14 protein-coding genes are annotated in these 18,999 nt (G+C 61.9%); 9 read left to right on the plus strand and 5 right to left on the minus strand.

The genetic code is table 11. The annotated features are described in order from the left end of the window. Positions 1-37: 37 nt before the first annotated feature. From FYJ85_RS09790 to FYJ85_RS09805, 4 genes are all read left to right on the plus strand, one after another. Positions 38-622 carry a type II secretion system protein gene (locus FYJ85_RS09790; protein ID WP_158704317.1) on the plus strand — a complete coding sequence of 195 codons (585 nt, stop codon included), beginning with the start codon at positions 38-40 and terminating at the stop codon, positions 620-622. A gap of 18 nt (positions 623-640) precedes the next feature. After that, positions 641-4,096, plus strand: coding sequence for a beta-galactosidase trimerization domain-containing protein (locus FYJ85_RS09795; protein ID WP_154418195.1), 3,456 nt, complete (start codon positions 641-643; stop codon positions 4,094-4,096). A gap of 70 nt (positions 4,097-4,166) precedes the next feature. Beyond that, positions 4,167-7,127 (plus strand): hypothetical protein, encoded by a 2,961-nt coding sequence (locus tag FYJ85_RS09800; RefSeq protein ID WP_154418197.1) that lies wholly within the window; start codon positions 4,167-4,169, stop codon positions 7,125-7,127. 10 nt (positions 7,128-7,137) lie between these two features. Then, a complete protein-coding gene (locus tag FYJ85_RS09805; RefSeq protein ID WP_154418199.1) occupies positions 7,138-9,408 on the plus strand; it encodes a hypothetical protein in 2,271 nt (756 codons plus the stop codon). 12 nt (positions 9,409-9,420) lie between these two features. Here FYJ85_RS09805 and FYJ85_RS09810 read toward each other — a convergent pair whose 3' ends face one another. Next, on the minus strand, positions 9,421-9,858 hold the full coding sequence (locus FYJ85_RS09810) for a 23S rRNA (pseudouridine(1915)-N(3))-methyltransferase RlmH (protein ID WP_154418201.1): 438 nt from the start codon (positions 9,856-9,858) through the stop codon (positions 9,421-9,423). Beyond that, a complete protein-coding gene (gene mnmA / locus FYJ85_RS09815; RefSeq protein ID WP_338116704.1) occupies positions 9,848-10,969 on the minus strand; it encodes a tRNA 2-thiouridine(34) synthase MnmA in 1,122 nt (373 codons plus the stop codon). The genes FYJ85_RS09810 and mnmA overlap by 11 nt, the downstream gene beginning before the upstream one ends. A gap of 84 nt (positions 10,970-11,053) precedes the next feature. Between mnmA and FYJ85_RS09820 the strand changes: the two genes are divergently transcribed. Continuing rightward, entirely contained in the window at positions 11,054-13,555 is a 2,502-nt protein-coding gene (locus tag FYJ85_RS09820; protein WP_106055246.1) for an ATP-dependent Clp protease ATP-binding subunit, read from the plus strand. 284 nt (positions 13,556-13,839) lie between these two features. On the opposite strand, the gene FYJ85_RS09825 is transcribed toward FYJ85_RS09820, so the two are convergent. Then, a complete protein-coding gene (locus FYJ85_RS09825) occupies positions 13,840-14,547 on the minus strand; it encodes an LOG family protein (RefSeq protein ID WP_177995840.1) in 708 nt (235 codons plus the stop codon). A gap of 157 nt (positions 14,548-14,704) precedes the next feature. Here FYJ85_RS09825 and FYJ85_RS09830 point away from each other — a divergent pair, with 157 nt between their 5' ends. The 4 genes from FYJ85_RS09830 (at position 14,705) to FYJ85_RS09845 (ending at position 17,726) form a co-directional block, all read left to right on the plus strand. Beyond that, positions 14,705-15,355 carry a CatA-like O-acetyltransferase gene (locus tag FYJ85_RS09830; protein WP_154418207.1) on the plus strand — a complete coding sequence of 217 codons (651 nt, stop codon included), beginning with the start codon at positions 14,705-14,707 and terminating at the stop codon, positions 15,353-15,355. Between the two features lie 47 nt (positions 15,356-15,402). Then, positions 15,403-15,969 carry a hypothetical protein gene (locus FYJ85_RS09835; RefSeq protein WP_106055242.1) on the plus strand — a complete coding sequence of 189 codons (567 nt, stop codon included), beginning with the start codon at positions 15,403-15,405 and terminating at the stop codon, positions 15,967-15,969. Between the two features lie 15 nt (positions 15,970-15,984). Continuing rightward, a complete protein-coding gene (locus FYJ85_RS09840) occupies positions 15,985-16,947 on the plus strand; it encodes a hypothetical protein (protein ID WP_154418209.1) in 963 nt (320 codons plus the stop codon). Positions 16,948-17,015: 68 nt separating this feature from the next. Beyond that, on the plus strand, positions 17,016-17,726 hold the full coding sequence (locus FYJ85_RS09845; RefSeq protein WP_154418211.1) for an SGNH/GDSL hydrolase family protein: 711 nt from the start codon (positions 17,016-17,018) through the stop codon (positions 17,724-17,726). Positions 17,727-17,774: 48 nt separating this feature from the next. On the opposite strand, the gene FYJ85_RS09850 is transcribed toward FYJ85_RS09845, so the two are convergent. Together FYJ85_RS09850 and FYJ85_RS09855 are read right to left on the minus strand one after the other, a co-directional pair. Further along, positions 17,775-18,473 carry a hypothetical protein gene (locus tag FYJ85_RS09850; RefSeq protein ID WP_154418213.1) on the minus strand — a complete coding sequence of 233 codons (699 nt, stop codon included), beginning with the start codon at positions 18,471-18,473 and terminating at the stop codon, positions 17,775-17,777. 120 nt (positions 18,474-18,593) lie between these two features. Next, positions 18,594-18,863 carry a hypothetical protein gene (locus tag FYJ85_RS09855; protein WP_154418215.1) on the minus strand — a complete coding sequence of 90 codons (270 nt, stop codon included), beginning with the start codon at positions 18,861-18,863 and terminating at the stop codon, positions 18,594-18,596. Positions 18,864-18,999 lie beyond the last annotated feature (136 nt).

The following is an 18,999-nucleotide window of genomic DNA, read 5'->3' on the forward strand; positions in this document are numbered from 1 at the left end:
TAGGCAGATTCACCCCGAACTGAAAAGGATAATGCAGATGAAGAAAAAATCGTTTACATTGATCGAACTCCTCGTTGTAATTGCGATCATAGCGATACTGGCGGCCATGCTGCTGCCCGCGTTGAACCAGGCGCGCGAAAAGGCGCGTTCGACGACCTGCATGAACAACCTCAAGCAGATCGGGACGTCCATGCTGCTCTATGCGCAGGACAACAACAACAACTGGGCGCCGACCCACGAGGCCTGGGGCGGGCGCAAATGGTACGACCTGGTCCGCAAATACGGACAGCTCGGCAAAAACGTCAATGAGAGCGGTTCGCTGTTCCGCTGCCCGAGCGAACAGGATCTGACCAAGGTCAACACTTACTGCTACAATATGTCTCCGAAAACCGGCATGAGCGGCGACGGAAAATCCCTGCCGGTGCTGCGGCTGCGGAATCCGTCGCGCCTCATCGCGATCGCCGACGGCTCGAACTGGTGGACCGATCGCTGGAAAACCCCGAACGGCACCGACGGGCTCGTCACGCGCCACTCGTCGCGCGCAAACGCGCTGTTTTTCGACTGCCACACAGCAAGCCTCTCGTCCGGCGAAATCGTGACCGAGCGGCTGTGGGAAGAATAAGTGACGGGGGGCAACGCCATGCGGCTGTGGATATTCTGTTTCTGTCTCCTCTCGCTCTGCCTCGGCGCGGGGGAGCTGTTCCGGGACGATTTTCCGGGCGACCGCCCCGGCCCGCACTGGCGCGGCAGCGGCGGAGCCTTCTCCGTTGCGGACCATACGCTTTCGATCCGTTCCGGCAGGGATAATCCGGTTCTCTATCTCGACGGAAAAAACTGGAAAAATTACCGGGTCGGCTTCGAGCTCATCCGCCCGACCGGCTCGCGCTTCGACCTCTATGTCGGCTGGCGCTACCCGGAATTCGTAAAGCTCGTCTTTTCGCCGCCCTCCCCCGGCACGCTGAAGTTCGTCACGGCCGGAGGCGAGACCGCGGCCGAATTCGATTACACCGGGAAAGTCGATGCCAAAGGCCCCCTGAAACTCGAGGTCGACATCCTCGGCGACACGGTCAACTGCAAGCTGAACAACGTTGAAATCGGCTCGTACAAGGCCCCGGCCCCGCTCTCCGGTTCGATCGCGTTCGGCGGAGAATGGAACACGAATCTTCAGATCCGGGACCTTGCAGTCACGCAGCTCGCCGCCCCGCCGGCGCCGAAGCCGGAGATCGTCGACCGTTTCACCCGTCCCGAAATCAAAAACGGCACGTTCTACGTCGGCGGAAAACCGGTTTTCATGCTCGGCGTCAACGACTCGCAGAATTTCTGGGAGTTCGGCAAATTCAACGCCGAGCCGCCGTTCGCCCCGAACGACGTGTTCACGGACCTCATGAGCCGCGAAACCGCCGGAAAGATGGGCTTCAATTCGCTGCACGTGCCGACCTCGGCGCGGCAGGCGGCCGACCCGTACCTGGCCGAGCTCGCGCTCACGCCGGAACAGGCCGACGAACTCTTCGGACTCGGCTATCCGCAGCACTGGAGCGAACGCGCCCGCCACCGCTCCCGCATCGCCGGAATCCCGCTCATCGTCGATTACTCGGCGCTGCACCTCTTCACGATGGCGAACCAGCGCGAGCGGATCAAAAAAGCCGGATACCCGGCCGAGCTCTACCATGACGGCGGCTTTATGCCGTACGTGCCGGAACTGCCGATCGGACGCGCCGTTTACAACACCTATTTCCGGGGGGGCGCCGAATACTGGCTCGACGGAGGGAAATCCAATCCGTGGGTCTACGAACTCTTCAACGAGGTGCAGTGGTATCACTCGAAACACCCCGAAAATAAAAAGCGCTTCGGCGCATGGCTGAAGAAGAAGTACGGCACGCTCGCCGGACTCCGGGCCGTCTGGGGCGGCGAAACGCCCGACTCGTTCGAAGCCGTCGCCGCCCTTTCGCCGTGGAACGGCAAAGCGATGAAGGCGGACTGGATGATGTTTCTCGGCGACCGTTTCGTCGAAATCTTCAACGACGGAAAGGCCGCGATCCAAAGCGTCGACCCGCGCCGGAAGAACGTCTATTTCGACATCGAAATCGCGGTCGCCTCGCTCTGGTACGAGCAGAACGGCATCGATTATCACAAACTCATGAAGGCGGCCGATTTGTTCGGAACCGAAGGCGGCATGCCGTTCGGGCTCTTCGCCGAGAGCGGCAAAAGCTACCTCGACGACGTGATGAACAACTCGAAGATCAAGGTCATGTTCTACTGCGACCTCGCGCGCAGCTTCGCGGGGGAAAAACCGATCCTGAACCAGGAGTCCTACGTCAAGCGCACGCACGGCAAGCTCGGCGTGGTGCCGGCCCGCCGCAGCGACTTTCCGACGCTGTTCTGGTTCGAGGTGTTCCACAACTATTCCGGCTCGCAGGTCTACTGCTGGTGGCAGGGATATAAGAACAACGGCTGGAAGACGCTTGAAGACGCCCGGAAGACGACGAAGAGCGTCCCGCCCGCACTGCTGAATCCGTACGCCTACCCGTTCGAATCGCTGAAAGGTTTTCAGGATTTTTCAAACGAAATCGGGCGGCTGGCCGAAACGGCGCTGCCGTATCCGCGCGTCACGCAGGAAATCGGCATCCTCTACTCGCTGCCGTCGGTCTGGCGGCAGCCGCATGCCGTGAGCGGAAACCAGAAGTTCCCCTACCAGCAGAACTGCTTCAACTGGTACGACGCCTTCCTGCGCCGCCAGCTGCCGGTCGCGGTCATCACCGAACAGGAACTCATCGAGCGCGGCCCCGGCTCCTTCAAGGTCATCGCGGTCCCCTACCCGTCGCACACGTTCGCGGAGACACCCGCGAAGCTGCGCGAGTTTGCGAAGAACGGCGGCATCGTGCTGGCCGGTGAAGGCTCGCTGAAATTCGATCCGTACGGCCGGGAACTGGCCGATTCGAAGCTCTCCGGCCCGAACATCCATATGATCCCGGCCGGGCTCCCGCCGCAGGAGCAGGCGAAAGAGCTGAACAAAGCGCTCGACGCATCGGGCTACCGGGCTCCGTTCCGGGTAACGGGTTCCGACACAAAGCTGCTCGCCGAAGTTGAGGCGCGGGTCATCCGCCGCGGCGGAACCGATCTTTACTTCCTCTGCAACTGGGATGCGCGCACGGCCGGAACCGTCGATTTCCATCCGGCCTCCCTGCCGGGAGAACAGTTTTACGTGACCGACATGGTCCGCATGGCGCCGCTGCTCGCCCCGTCCGGCCGGGAGGAGTGGAACGCCGCCGAACTGCGGGCCGGTTTCCCGGTCGCGCTGCCGTCGCAGGAGCGTGTGCTGATCGCCGTCTCGACGGCGCGGCCGGAAGGAGCCGACGCTCCCGCCCTGACCTTTGACGCCGTCCGCCGCCTGGCGGAGGAGGCGAAGAAGAAACTCGATGCCGAGAATGAAAAGCTCGACCGGGAGCTGGCCGCGGTCGAAGCGGCGGAGGCGGCCGCGTTCCGCGCCGCGCGCAAGCCGTATCCGGCCGAACCGGAGAACTGCTTCGCGCTCGATCTCTCGAAAGCCGCGAACATGGGTTTTCGCGACGAGACCGCCGGTGACCGCAAAGGCGGCTGGACCGACCAGGGAGCGATGGACTTCCGCGAATTCCCGACCGGCAGACGGAACTTCGCCGGCGTGCCGTTCGAAGTGATCGATCCGGGCCGGAACGACGGAAAAAGCTGTATCGTGCTGGCCGGGGCAATCAAATATTTTCCGCTTGAATCGACGGACATCCCGGTCGGCGGCAAGGTGAAGAAGCTCTATTTTCTACACGCCGCCGCCTGGGGCGGCCAGGCCGGGAAGCAGTTCGAATACCGCGTCGCCTATGAGGACGGCAGTACGGCGGACATCCCGATCGAAGGCGGAAAGGAGTGCGCCGACTGGGTCGGCAACACGCCGGTCGCGAACGGCAGCATCGTCGCCGAAACGGCCAAGCCGAACGGCGTCCGGATCGGCGCCTACGTGACCGGCTGGAAAAATCCGCACCCGGAGAAGCCGGTCCGCTCGATCCGGGCCGTATCGGCCGGAGCCGACGCCGTGCCGATCGTCATCGGCATCACGGCCGAACGCTGAAAAAGCAAATTTCATTGAAAATCCCCCGGCAGCCGCTAAGAAAACTGCCGGGGGATTCGTCTTAACGGACATGATGAAAAAATTCGGATTGATTCTTCTGCTCATCCTGTCCGCTGCCGTCGTTCTGCCGGGAGCGCCGCGCTTCGCGCTCCTCGGAGAAGGGGACGGCGGTTCTTCGCTCGCCGACCTGACGCTGGCGGAAGCGGGCGACTTTGAATTTGTCGACCGCGAAAATCTTCACACGCTCCTGCGGGAACGCAAACTCACGGCCGCCGAGCTCGACGGACGAACGGTCGCCGCGCTTCTTCCGCTGCTGCGGGCGGAGCTCTTCGCCCGCCTCGAGGGGAAAAACGGCGAAGCGGTCCGGCTCACGATCTTCGAATCCGGCAGCGGACTGCGGCTGGCCGACCGGCTGCTTCCGCCCGATGAAGCGACGCCGCAACAGGTGCTCGCCGAACTCCGGCGCACGTCGGAACTGCTCGAGCATCCCGAAAAAACGCTGCTGCTTTCGTTCGCCGGAATCCGCGACCGCGGCATCCCGGATCGAATCCGGGCGGAGGCCCGGTTCCGGGCGGAAGAGGTCCGCCGTCAGATCGCCCGCATCGCCCCGGTTCTGCTGACCGAGCGCGAATACCTGGCCACGCTGGCGGCGGAAAACAGACTGACCGGCAAATTCGGCCGCCTGGCCGCCTCGGCCCGCATCGTGACGATTTCGCTCGATCCCGGCGCGCAGACCTCCGATTACGGCATCACCCTGACGCTGAGCGATGCGGACGGTACGAAACTGCTGGAAAACACGGCGCCGGGCAACGCCGCCTCCACTCCGGAGCTGCTGGCCGGAAAACTGGCCCGTTTCCTGCACACCGCTCCCCCGCCTCCGGAATCACCGGAGGATCGCGCCCGGGAAGCCGAACGCTTTCTCCGGGAAGCCGACTGGCAGCAATACTCACGGCGCGCTCCCTCTTCCGAATATCTGCCGCTCTATCAGGCCGCCTGGCTGCTCGAACCGACCGCCCGGCACTGGAAAGAACTCACATACGCCCTTTCTGCCGCCGCCGCGGAGAACAGCGCTCCTCCGGTCAGCGTACTGCTTGAACGCCTGGAATTGGTCTCTTCGGCATTAGAGAAAGAGTATCCGCAAGATGAAAGCGAGCTTGAGAGTTCCGGCCGTGAAGCCGTCTCCTCCCTGTTCACCCTCCTCTACCTGCGCCGGGAAGAGCTGAGTGATCCCGCACACAACCGGGTCGCGGAACTGGCCTCGCTCTATCGTTCCTATCGGGAAAAATGCGTCAGAAACTACCGCAAATGGTATGATGAGAAAAAATCCCCGACCTCTTTCGATTTCAGTTCATGCCTCTCGCGCTACTGCGATCTCCTGAAACCGTGGTTGTGGTTCAATGATGCTGAATTTGCAACGGGAGGGGAGTCCTGGTTCGCCGAATTGCCGGTACTGGCGGAACAATACTGCGGCCCGGAGGATGAAATTGATCCTTTCGGCTGGCTCCTTCCCGACGAATGGTTTGCCGTCCTGCCGGATTCCGTTGCGGCAAACCACGCGGAACGACTGGCGGCGGCCTGCCGCCGGATTCCGGGCAACGGAATCCGGAACGTGGCGGACGAGCTCGCCGACTACGCGGATTTGCGGCGGAATCTGATGGATGACGCCGGTTTTGCCGCCGCGTTCCGCCGGGTATGCGAACACGGCGCGGGGAAGACGGACTTCTACGCGGAAACCCAGTTCAACAGCGTTATGAGCGTCCCGCACCTGACGGAAGAACGCCGGCAGCGCTGCCGGAAAATCCGCTCCGAAGTGCGGTCGGCCTTCCTGCGGGAAAGAGCCGCTCCGCTCTCTCCCCGGAATCAGCTCCTGCATTCTGCTGAAACGCTTCGCACAGCGGCCGGGAAACGGTTCGGCGCGGTGCCGCCCGGCTTTCCGGCCGGAAACAGGAACCTGCCGGAACTCGCGACAACCGATTTCTGCGAAAAGCTCAATCCTGACTTCACATTTCGGGAACTCTCCGGCAGCCACTTCCCGTTCTGCGCTTTCGTCCAGTCGTCAGACGGAACCATCTATACGGCCATGTGGCAGGGAAGCACGATCACGTTCCACACGCTCAACCCGGAAACGGGAACAATGCGGAGAATTGCATATCTCACAGGACAGCCATTCGGCAATCTCGACAACAGCAAACGCCTTCTGGCTCGCCTGCACGCCGAAAACGGTTTTCTTTCGTTCGGCAATGCAAATACGATCCACCTGATCCCGCTTGACGGCTCGAAGACGCGCATCATCCGCGACTGGCCGGAAGAGGTGTTTGCCGCCTTCGTCCGGGACGGCCGGGTCTGGGCGGTCGGTCCCGCCATGCTGATCAGCTCGACTCCCGACGGCAGCAACCGGATCATCCACCTCTCACGGCTGCGCGAGGACGAACCGGCCTTTACGGCTTTCAGGCACGGCAGCCGGTCATTCACGCCCAGGAATCTGTTTCCGGCCGAGGATGGAAAGATCCTGATTCAGACGGAGTCTGCGGTCATGCTTTATGAACCCGGCGGGAAACAGCTGGAAATCGTCGGCGGCTTCCTGCCGTACGGCATCGTCAGCCGGCGGGCCGGGAACTTCATTCTGTTCGGCGAAAACAACGAATATATGACGCCGACCGGATACCGGGCGGCCCGGGATATGCAAAACCGGAGCTTCCGGCATCTCGCCATGCCGGAAAAACTTCAGAAGGAGCTGGAAAAAGCCGCCGTGCGCGATCTCTCCGCCCTCCCGTCCGCCGCTTCCCTCAAAACAGAGGTGACGCTGCCGCCCGGCACGACGCTGCGCGGCCCGTCGGCCCTGTCGGGAGAGCGGCTCTGGTGCGCCGGGAACGATTCCGGCCCCGGCAGCGTGGTCCGCCTCAACCGCCCGGAGAGTTCTCCCGGCTGGCTCCTTCCGGGCATTTTCGCAATTTATCCGCATCCGGACAACCGTTCCGTGCTGCTGTTCACCGACACAAGAATTTACAAGGCAACCCCGAAAGACGAATAAGGACACTCTCATGCGGAACCTCCTGTTTACCCTCTTTGCCCTCCTCACATTCACGCTTCCGGCGGATGAGCTTCCGCTGCCGGCGGAGAAATGGAGCCTTTTCGCCAATTCATCCATCGAAGACCGGGTCGGCAACGATACACTGCCAAGCGGTTTCTGGTACGGAGTCTTCCCCGAAAGGGAGCCGGGCCGCGGCAGCGTTGTCTTTCTGCGGGCCGAAAACCGTTACAGCAGCGCCATCTACGACATCGCGCTGTTTCCGCCGGTCCCCGGTTCCTACCGCTTGAAGGGGCGAGTCCGTTTTCTCGGCGGCGAGGAATGTCTGCAGATCGGCGGCACCTGGCATCTGAAAGCCGAGCAGCAGCCGGGGCAAAAACGGCATTCGGCTCCTCAGGGACCTCAGGACGGACAGCCCCGGATCGGCACTTGGATTCAAAGGACCGGAGAAATCGGCGAATGGCAGACATTTGACATTCCGATTGAAATTCATCCCCGGAAAGCCTGCCCGGAATGCGGCAGGAAATATATATTTCAGGATTTCGGTCTCGCCTTCAGCCTCTGGAAAATGACGGAGGAACCCAATAAGCGTTATCTGGAGGCGGAAGTCGATTCCCTCGTTTTTTACGGCCCCGGAGCCTCTTCCACCCGTTTTCTGCCTCCGGGAAAACGGCCGCAGAAAAAAATTGCGCCGATGCCGGTTCCGCCGCGGCTGCCGGAGCGTTTTCCGGAGAACCGCTTCGATGCGACAGCATATCTCCTTCGCGACAAACCGCAGCCGCCGCCTTTTTTCCAGGCCGATGGCCTGAGCGGGGAACAGCTGCGTATCCTTAATCCGGCCTTTCAGGTCCGGCGCGTGATCCGCTACGCCCCGAAGAAGGTGCTCGACGGCCGCCGGGCCATGCGTTTCCCGATCCAGATCGAGGACGGACAGCCACGTCACCGGCCCCTTGCCGGCGGCTTTCAGGCCGGAAATTTCCATGCGCTGCTCGAAAATACCAAAGGCTTCGACTTCGCCCGGTTCAATCCGGATCACGGAACCTGGAGCATACTGAATCATATCGACAAACTCCCGTATTTCGACTGGACAACTCCGCTGGCAGCGGAGTCGAACGGAGAATACCTGTGGCTGCACTCCCGGCCTCCCGTCGGCTTCCGGTTCAGCGACGGCCGAATGGTCCAGTTGCCGGGAAAACTTTCGTTCGGCGTCCGTCCCGGCCATATCTATTATCTTCAGGACGGCAAGGTGATCGACGGCCGTTCCGACGGCAGCGGCCGGGAAACGGTAAAAATCGATTTCGAGCCGATTCCGCCCCGCGACGGAAATGTCCACCGAATCCACAGCTCACCTGACTCCGCGACTCTCTACCTGCTGGCGGACGGGCATACCCTTTATGAATGGAATCCGGAAAGCGGCAAAGCGATACAGAGATATTATCCGTTTCCCAGCAGCGGGGAACAGCAATTCCTGGCGACGGAATACGGCAGTTTCGCCTGGAACGGCAGTCGGCACCGGCGCGAAATGCGCCATCTGATCTGGTATCCCGGAAACAACAGGCAGCCGGTCCGCATCCAGGGCTCCCGGGAGGCCGGGCAGGAGCTGCCGCATCTGCCTTTCGCCCCGCGGAACAGCGTCTACCCCGAATCCAATGTTTATCACGGCATCCGCGGCCGGTACCTGATCCTCACCGTGCATGGAGCGCTCTCTCTGATGAATCTGGCAGACCCGGCGCAATCGCTCATCTTCCACGGCTGCGGTGGCACCGGCTTTCTGCCGGTGCCGGGCAGCGACGCCCTCTGGCTCTCGAATAAAGACGGCATGTTTGAAATCGTGCCGCCGGGCGGCTGGGGAGAGTTCCCGGCGACGATCGAGAGCCGCTGGACCTATCTGGACCGGAATTACATCGATCAGGAACGGACTGTCCCGCTCCGGGAGTTCATCACGCAAACTGATGCCAGCGCCCCTGATCTGTTCCGGGCCGAATGGACCAAAGAGGGGGAAATCGACGTGCTCCGGTTGTCGTGGGACGAAATTCCGTTCACCTGCGAGGTCACCCTGACCCTCCGCGACGGCCAGCCCGCCGGACAGGTCAAACGGCTCTTTACGCTTCCGCGCGCGACGCAGCAAATCCCCAAGCCGTTTCCGGGTCAGGTGCTCACCGACAACCGGTACGACCGAATCGATCAGCAGGGTAACATCGCCGTCACAGGGGTGAAGACGGTCACCTTCCGGCTGAACAAAGCCGCGCCCGGCTCCATCACGGTCGCCGCTGCAGGACAGTGAACGGCCCGCGCGTTACGGATTGTGGTAGCTGCCGCCGTGCAGGATGTTCGTCGCCCGGAACAACTGCTCGAAAAGCAGCAGCCGGGCCAGTTCGTGCGTGAAGGTGAGCTTCGAAAGCGACCAGAGCAAATCGGCGCGCTGTTTGACTTCCGGAGCAAGCCCGTAAGGGCCGCCGATCACGAAAACAATCTTGCGGTCGCAGGAGCCGAGTTTTTCGGCGAACTGCACGCTCGTGAATTCGCGCCCCTCCTCCGACAGAACGACGACCGCCGCGTTCCGCTCCCGCCCGAGAGACTTCAGAATGGCCAGCCCCTCCTTCGCAACGGTCGAATCGGGCAGCTCGACGACCTCGAGTTTCGCATACGGCGAAAGCCATTTGGCGAACTCGTCGCAGCGCGCCTGCATGGCGCGGTCCTTCAGCCGGCCGACCAGAACGAGCTTAATCAGCATGGTCGATCACTCCCCCGCCGAGCAGAACATCGCCGCGGTAAAAGACCGCCGCCTGTCCCGGCGTGACCGCCCGCAGAGGATCGGCCGGAACCACCCGGAGCCCGCCGTCCGCGCCGGGCTCGATCCGGCACGGAACCGCGCGGCTGCGGTAACGGATCTGCACTTCCATCTCATCACCCTCGGGCGGCACTCCGAGCTGCCACGCCGCGCGGCGGACGGTGAAGCTCCGCGAAAGCAGCGCCTCCGGATCGGTTTCAAGCCGCACATCCCCCGACTCCGGGTCGATCGATACGACATAGGCCGGCACGCCGAGCGCAACGTTCAGTCCCTTGCGCTGGCCGATCGTAAAAGCGTGCGCGCCCGCATGACGGCCGACCGTCCGGCCGCGATAGACAAATCTTCCCGGTTTCGCGGCCAGGCCGCAGAGCCGCCGCAGCGTCTCGCCGAAGCATTCGCCGCCGACCTGAAAACAGGCGTCCTGGCTGTCCGGCTTCTGCGAGGTGACGAGCCCGAGCCCGGCCGCGATCCTGCGAACCTCGCTCTTCTCCATCGCGCCGACCGGAAACGACAGTTTCCCGAGCTCCCGCTGAGTCAGCCGGTACAGGAAATAACTCTGGTCCTTCCGGGGATCGTCGCCGCGCCGCAGCACGGCCCCGGCCGTTTCGTGCGAGAGCTTCGCATAGTGTCCGGTCAGCACGCGCGCTGCGCCCAGCTCCTCCGCCAGGTCGGCCAGGATGCCGAACTTGACCAGCAGATTGCAGTCGCAGCACGGATTCGGGGTCCGGCCCGCCATATATTCGCGCGCCGAGGGCTCGAGGACCCGCTCCCGGAACCGCCCGAATCCCTCGATGTAGCGGTGCGTGATCCCGAGCGTGCGCACGACCTGCTCCACCGCGGCCTCGTCGTTTCTGGACGCGCAGAGCTGCGCGCTCGAAAACGCCGGGTCCGGATGCTTCAGCCGCAGCGTGACGCCGATCACCTCGCAGCCCGCCTGCACTGCCAGAGCCGCCGCGACCGACGAATCCACGCCTCCCGACAACGCGACAATCACCTTTTCCTTCATAAAATTCCTCCCGGAAACACGCTTTTCGATAGTATAAAGTAAAATGATTAACTTTTCAAGTTGATTTGTGAAAAAAAGCGGTTATATTGACTTAAACCTGAACTGCTGATGCAACTTGAGAGGAGGAGCATAATGGCAAAACCAGAAGACAACAATTTCGGGAATCTGACACCGCGCGCACGGCAGATCCTGCTTCTTGCGAAGCAGGAGGCCGAGCGGTTCAATCACGATCATATCGGCACCGAGCACCTGCTGCTCGGCATTCTCTGCCTGAACGAGGGAGTCGCGGTCAACGTGCTGAAATCGCTCGGGCTCAATCTCGCCCAGCTCCGGCTGGAGGTCGAAAAGTCCTGCGGAATCGGCGGGGCGACCCAGACGGACGGGCCGCTGCCGCTGACACCGCGGCTCAAGCGCGTTCTGATGCTGGCCGCAACCGAGGCGCAGGCGATGAACTACAACTTCGTCGGCACCGAGCACCTGCTGCTCGCGATCCTGCGCGAAGGCGAAAGCGCCGCCGCGCGGATATTGCAGAATCTGAACGTGAATCTCGACGAGGTGCGGCAGGCGGTCATCAAGACGCTCGACTCGGACTACCTGCCCGAAAACAATGACGACCAGTCCGAACCGCCGAACCTCCCGCCGCAGCAGCAGAGCGGCCAGGGCGGAACGCAGCAGAGCAGCCAGGAGGGGCTGAACGCCCTGAACGCCTTCGGGCGCAACCTGACCGATCTCGCGGCGAAGGGCGAACTCGACCCGGTGATCGGGCGCACGGACGAAATCGAACGCGTGATCCAGGTGCTCTGCCGGCGGACCAAGAACAACCCGGTCCTGATCGGCGAGGCCGGCGTCGGCAAAACCGCCATCCTCGAAGGGCTGGCGGAGGCGATCGTCGCCAAGAAGGTGCCGGACCTGCTCGCGGACAAGATGGTCTATGCGATCGACCTGCCGCTCATGGTGGCGGGAACCAAATACCGCGGCCAGTTCGAAGAGCGGATCAAGGCGGTCATCGACGAGGTCCGCAACTCCGGCAAGGTCATTCTGTTCATCGACGAGCTGCACACGATCGTCGGGGCCGGCGGCGCCGAGGGCGCGATGGACGCGGCGAACATCATCAAGCCGGCGCTGTCGCGCGGCGAGCTCCAGTGCGTCGGCGCAACCACGCTCGACGAATACCGCAAGGGCATCGAAAAGGATGCCGCGCTAGAACGCCGGTTCCAGCCGGTGCTGGTCAATCCGCCGAGCGTCGAGGATTCGATCAAGATCCTCGAAGGGCTCAAGGAAACCTACGAGAAACACCACCACGTGCAGTATGCGAAAGGTTCGCTCGAAGCGGCGGTGAAGCTCTCCGACCGCTACATCACGGGCCGTTTCCTGCCGGACAAGGCGATCGACGTCATGGACGAGGCCGGCGCACGGGCGCGGATCAGCAGCGTCTGCCCGCCGCCCGACACCACGCTCGCCGAGCAGGAGATCGAGTCCGCCAAGGCGAACAAGGAGGCCGCGATCGTCGAGCAGAACTTCGAAGCCGCCGCCAAGTGGCGCGACCGTGAACGCGAGCTCAAGCGCAATCTGCAGGATCTGCAGGACAAGTGGCGGCAGGAGTGCGCCGAGAAGAAGACGGTCATCAGCAAAAGCGATATCGCCGCCGTGGTGGCGAAACTGACCGGCGTCCCGCTTCAGCAGATGGAGGAAGGCGAGAGCAAGAAGCTGCTCCGGATGGAGTCCGAACTCAAGAAAACCGTCATCGGGCAGGACAACGCGGTCGGGATCATCTCCCGCGCGCTGCGCCGCAGCCGCGCCGACCTGAAGAATCCGGCGCGCCCGATCGGATCGTTCATCTTCCTCGGACCGACCGGCGTCGGCAAAACGCTGCTGGCCAAGGCGCTGGCGGAGTTCATGTTCGGCGACCAGGACGCGCTGATCCAGGTCGATATGTCCGAATACATGGAGAAGTTCAACGTGTCGCGTCTCGTCGGCTCGCCGCCGGGCTACGTCGGCCACGGGGAAGGCGGAGAGCTGACCGAAAAGGTCCGCCGCCGCCCGTATTCGGTCGTGCTGTTCGACGAGATCGAAAAAGCGCACCCGGACGTCATGCACATGCTGCTGCAGATTCTCGAGGAGGGGCGGATCACCGACACGCTCGGCCGCCGCATCGATTTCCGCAACACGATCATCATCATGACCAGCAATGTCGGGGCGGAACAGCTAGCGAAGGGTTCCGGGCCGCTCGGCTTCGGCAGCGACTCCATCGAGTCGGTCAATGCCGATGAAAAGCTTCTCGGCATCGCCAAGAAGTTCTTCAAGCCGGAGTTCATCAACCGCGTCGACGACATCATCGTCTTCCGGAAGCTGAACAAGGAGGACCTGCTCGCAATCATCGACATCGAGCTCGGCAAGCTGCGCGAGCGGCTGCTCGGCCGCAGGCTCGACTTCGAGATCTCGAACGAAGTCAAGGACTTCCTGATCGCGAAGGGGTACGAACCGGAGTTCGGCGCCCGTCCGCTGCGGCGTGCGGTCGAACGCTTCATCGAGGACCCGCTGGCGGAAGAACTGCTGCGCGGCACCTTCGAAAAGGCGAAGAAGGTCCGGGTCGAGCTCGATCAGCAGAAGATCCTGTTCTTCCCGGAAAAGTAAACCGCCGGAACAGACAGACGCGCCCCGGAATCCGACATGGGTTCCGGGGCGTTTTCATGCGGAAGCAGAGCGCCGGTACGATTGCCGGCACGCAAAGCGGCAGAACCGCCGGAATCCGCCCCCCCCCTGCCGCTCTTCCGCCGCTTCAGCGAAACGCGCGGAAAGGCCGCAGCCCGGAAGAACCGTGCCTCCGGGAAGTTACGGTGCGGCGGGCGGGCCCGCTGCGCCCGCTCTCCGGAACCTGCATCCGCGGCCCCCGGAGACAGCAAGGCACGGCAGCACCGTCACTGCCTGACCGTAGTGCGGAAGCCGAAGCGGTGACACATCAGGAGATAGCTGACCGCCTCCTCCGCCGAATCGACGAGGTGGAAGAGCTCCATATCCGCGGGAGAGATCGTCTTTTCCTTAACCAGCACGTTCTTGAACCAGTGCAGCAGCCCGCTCCAGAAATCCTTGCCGACCAGGATCACCGGAATCCGGTTGATCTTGCCGGTCTGGATCATGGTCAGAACTTCGCAGAGCTCGTCGAGCGTGCCGAAGCCGCCCGGGTACACGATGATCGCCGTCGAATATTTCAGGAAGCAGACCTTCCGCACGAAGAAGTAGCGGAACGAAAGCGAATTGGTCTGGTAATGGTTCGGATGCTGCTCCATCGGCAACTCGATATTGAGCCCGACCGACTTGCCGCCCGCGTCGAAGGCTCCCTTCGACGCCCCGCCCATAATGCCGGGACCGCCGCCGGTGATGACGCCGTATCCATTTTCCACCAGCAGCCTGCCGAGCGCGCATGCCGACTTGAAATCCGGATTGTCCTCCGCCGTACGCGCCGAACCGAACACGGCAACCAGCCGCTCCGGCAGCTGGCTCATATCCTCGAACGACTCGACGAATTCGGACATGATCCGCAAAATCCGCCAGGAGTCGACCGGCATGAAGTCGTGATTGTTGAAGCTGCCTCCCCCGTTCGGGCCGTCAAACTGATTTTCCATCATTGCAGATTCCTCCATTCATGGTATCATATGTCAGGAATATACCAGCCGCCTCCCGCGAAGTCAAGTCCGGGAGAACACTTTCCCCGAAAATCGAAAATGCCGGACTTGACGAATCCTCTCCGCCGTGGTATCTTTCCGGAAAGAGGAGGACGATTTTATGAAAAAAGCGGAATTCCTGCCGTTCGATCCCGAAAACTGGCCGCGCCGGAGCCATTTCGAGCACTACCGGAAGTCGGGCTGTTCCTTCAACCTGACCGCCAAAGTCAACATCCGGAGCTTTCTCGACACCTGCCGGCGAACCGGGGTGCGGAGCTATCCCGCGCTCGCCGTGCTCGTGACGCAGACCGTGAACCGAATCCCCGAATTCCGCACCGCCGTCGATGCGGACGGGCGGCCGGGATACTGGGAGTACGTCTCTCCCTCGCTGCCGGTTTTCCATGAAGAGGACCACACCTTTTCGTGCTTCTGCACTCCCTACGACCCGGACGCGCGCAATTTCTATGACGCGCTGACCGCCGACCTCGAACGCCGCAGCAGGGAACGCGGCATCCTGCTCGGCGAATTTCCGCCGAATCTGGTCCATCTCTCCTGCCTGCCGTGGTTCCCGACAACGGCTTTTTCGCTTGAGCTTCAGGATGCCGGCTGTCTCGCCCCGGTCATCACCTGGGGCAGATACGAGTCCGCCGACGGACGGACGCTCCTGCCGGTTTCGCTGCGGCTCAACCATGCCGCCGCGGACGGCTGGCACGCCTCCCTCTTTCTCCGGCTGCTCGAAGAAAGTGCGGCAAATTTCAATATACTGTCTTGACTATTCGGTTTATCAAACTATATTGAATCAGAAAGGGAGGCGTGATCATGAAAAAGCTGTCCGTTCTCCTTCGAACCGCTGTGCTGTTCGGCTGCATCTCGGTCTGGGCCGGCGAATCGGCCGTCAAAACCACAGCCCCGGCCCCCGCAGCGGAACAGCCGGAACAGGCAAAGCCGCTGAATCCGGGTTCACTCGTCGGTTCGGTGAAAATCGGCGATGCGACGATCGTCACGACTCCCGGCGGAAAATCCGAAGTGCTGATAGAAACCGGCAATACGGTCATCTTCCAGAAAAACGGAGCCTCGACCTTCACCGAAGTCCCGTGCAAAGGGGAGACTCCGCAGTTCGTGCACGACTCCGGCGGGAAGGTCATCGGGCCGCTGTCCGTCGGCAGCGCGCCGAAAATACGGCCGCGCCCGAATCCGGTCCCTTCCGCAGCATCGCCATCGCCCGGTACGGGGGCGGAACGCGAAAGCGCGAACCGTTCCGGCTCGACGCGAAGCACGCCTTCCGCCCGGCAGAACCGCCCGTCGCCGATCGAACGCTCGGAGCGGCCGAGCCGCAGTACGATGCCGAGCTCGCCGTTCCTGCGCCCGAATCCGATTCGCCGCTGAGCGGAGGATTTGAAAATGACGAGACAAAAGCTGCCTATCTTTTTCGTTGCCGGATTTCTCGTCGTTGCACAGCTATTTTTAGCCGTAACGCTATTTCTGCCGCAATTTTTTGGTATTGCACTCGGCAGCCTCGGTGTCGGCCTGGGCACCTGGCAGGTGTTGCGGTTCGACAAATCCATCGGCAATTTTCCACAATGGGGAAAATGGACCATTCTGCTGGGGCTGGGGCTCATCTTCTGGGGGCTGATCGGTTTCATCGGTTCCTACCGGATCTTTCCCGAAAGCCTTCTACCGCAATACGCACCGTATTTCTGGCCGCGTGCCGTGTCTGCATTGCTGGTATTCGGGGGACTCACCATCATTCAGTCCGGTCTCGAGGCATCGGTTTCAGAACATGCCGGACAGGATAAAGCGGAACTGACTCCGGTAATCTGGATGTTCAAATTCCTGCCGCTCATTCTGCTGAACATCACAGTGGACAGCGATCTCGCCGAAGAAGAAACAAAGTATCTCATCATCCACAGCATCACCTTCGCAGGGCTGCTGATCTGGATGTTCGCTGATCTTATTCTGGCCGTCTTTCACAAACCGCGCGGCAGGTATCTGTTCCGCGCCACTGTCATGTTTGCAGTCCTTTTCATTCTCGGCTGTATTCTCCCGGCCAACGGAATCCGGGAACCCACCAAACGCATCGCGTGCCGGAATAACCTCAGGCAGCTGCAATTCATGCTGGAGCAATATCTTGCCGACGAACATTCCCTGCCTCCGGACCTGAAAACACTCCATGACGGCGGATATCTGTCGGAGCCGGGCACCTGCGTCTGCCCGACCCGGTCCGGTCCGGCCGTTTCGCCGGATGCCTTTCGGACCGATTATCTCTACACGGTCGAAAACGATATCGTCACGCTGGCCGACAAACCGGACAACCATCCGCACGGCTTCGTCAACAAAATCAGCTTTCCGCTTTCGAGCCCCTGAGAGGCGATTTGCATAAAACCGCCCCATGCGGTATAGTATCCACGCAACCAACGCGGAGGAGTCTGTCTATGAAATTCCGAAAACTTCTGTCGGCCGCGATTCTTTTTTTCGCGGCATTTTTCGTTCGCGGCGTCGAAGTCGTCAATGCCGGGCATTCGGGCTGGAACTCGCGGCAACTGCGCGAAATTTTCCGGCAGGAGCTCGATAAAAACAGGCCGGACCTCATCATCCTGATGGTCGGAACCAACGACAACCTGAACAGCTACAACCTCGTCCCGCCGGAAGAGTTCGAGAAAAACCTGACCGCGATGGCCGAGGCCGCCAGAGCCTCCGGCGCCGAGCTCCTGCTCTGCGAAATCCCGAACGCCTGCCAGGAGCTCATGCAGAAACGGCACAAAGCCGATTTCTTCCGCCGCGAAACCGCCGAAGACAAGGTCCGCCGCGCCAACCAAATCGTCGCGGCCGTGGCCGAAGCGCAGCGCATCCCCCTCCTGAAAACCACCGAAATCCTCGGGAAAGCCACGACCGACGCGGCCAGTCTCATCCGCAATCCGGCCAACTCCGGCAACGAGGACGGCGTACACCCGACTCCGAACGGCTATTTCCGCCTGGCCGACGCCATCGCGAAGCGGATCAAAGCCGAACAATGGAAGCCGAAGCGCATTCTCTGCATCGGCGACAGCATCACCTTCGGCGCCGCGGTCAAAGGAGCCGGAACCGCCGCTCCCGACGCAGAAACCTATCCCGGCCGCCTCGCCCGGGAATTGAACGCCAGATAGTCCCCATGCCCTCAACCGCCGCCCGGCACGGCGGGCGGCACAGGCCGGTCAGCGAAGATTTTTGATCAGCTCCTCGCGCTGCCGGAAGAGCTCGCGCAAAGCGCGCATCTCCTCGAGCATCCGTTCCGGCGGATACTCTGCCGCGGATGCCCGCAGTTTCAGGAAGCCATCGCAGATTTTGTCGTCGATGTGGGCGGAGGCCTTCACGCTCTCGGCCGCAAACCGCGCCGCTTCGGCCAGCCGGCCGCTTTCCCTCAGGAGCTCCGTCTCCCGCGGGAAACGCGTTTTGAGCTCCGACAGCAGAGCGGCCGACTCAAGCTTGAAGCCGGTCTTGTTCCGTTCCGTCACCGCAAAGCCGGTCACCCCCTCAACCGCCGCCCGGCCGGCCAGGCCGAACAGCAGCTGCATGATCAGCGTGACGCCGAAGCCGATGATCTGCACGACCAGGAGCGTCCGGGTCGAAATGCCGTTCCCATAGACGGGAATCATGATCATCGTGAAAATAAAATAGCCGACCACCACCACACCGCTGCCGGCGCGGAACAGCCCGAAGCTCTCCTTCAGACGGCTGCCGAAATCGGCGAACGAAAATCCGAACATGGCCTCAGCCAGCATGATCGGCACGAGGGTGACCCAGAATCCGGTGTCCCGCTCCGGACTTTCCACCAGCAGCAGCCCGGCGGCCGCCGTCATCCCGAGAAGCAGCAGCGTGATGACCGGCCATACCAGTTTCGATTTGCCTGACATGATTTCGCGTCTCCTTTCCATCAACTCAACTTCGTACCGCACCCGCACAGAAGCACCAGCAAAAATCCTGCCGCCGCAGTTCGGGCATTGACCGGCAGCATGATCCGGGAATTCGGGTCTTCAAGCGGCATCGGTCCGGCGGTCTTCCACGGAATATCGAGCTTGAGCGCTTTCCGGATAAACCAGGTTTCGGCGGAAAAAGGGAGACTCCTCCGTCACCGTTTTCACGATCGAGATCAGCCCCGGACCATCGGCCGGGCTCGAAACATGACGGCCGGGGCAGAACGGGCAGACCACCTTCCCGCCCTGCGGCTGGACCGTCTCCTGCGACTCCGAAACGATCAGCGGCGTCCCGCTCGAAGACTCCCGGAAATTTCCATGCGAAGACACCGGGTCCGGCATCCTGCTTCACGGCATCGATAACCGTCATTGCTGCCTGCCTTTCACATATTTCGGGAAGCGGACGGAAAACGGCTGCGCGGCATATCTCCGCCCATCATAACAGATATCCGGAATAACATAATTC

Source organism: Victivallis lenta, assembly GCF_009695545.1.
In the GTDB taxonomy this organism is placed as follows: Bacteria; Verrucomicrobiota; Lentisphaeria; order Victivallales; family Victivallaceae; genus Victivallis; species Victivallis lenta.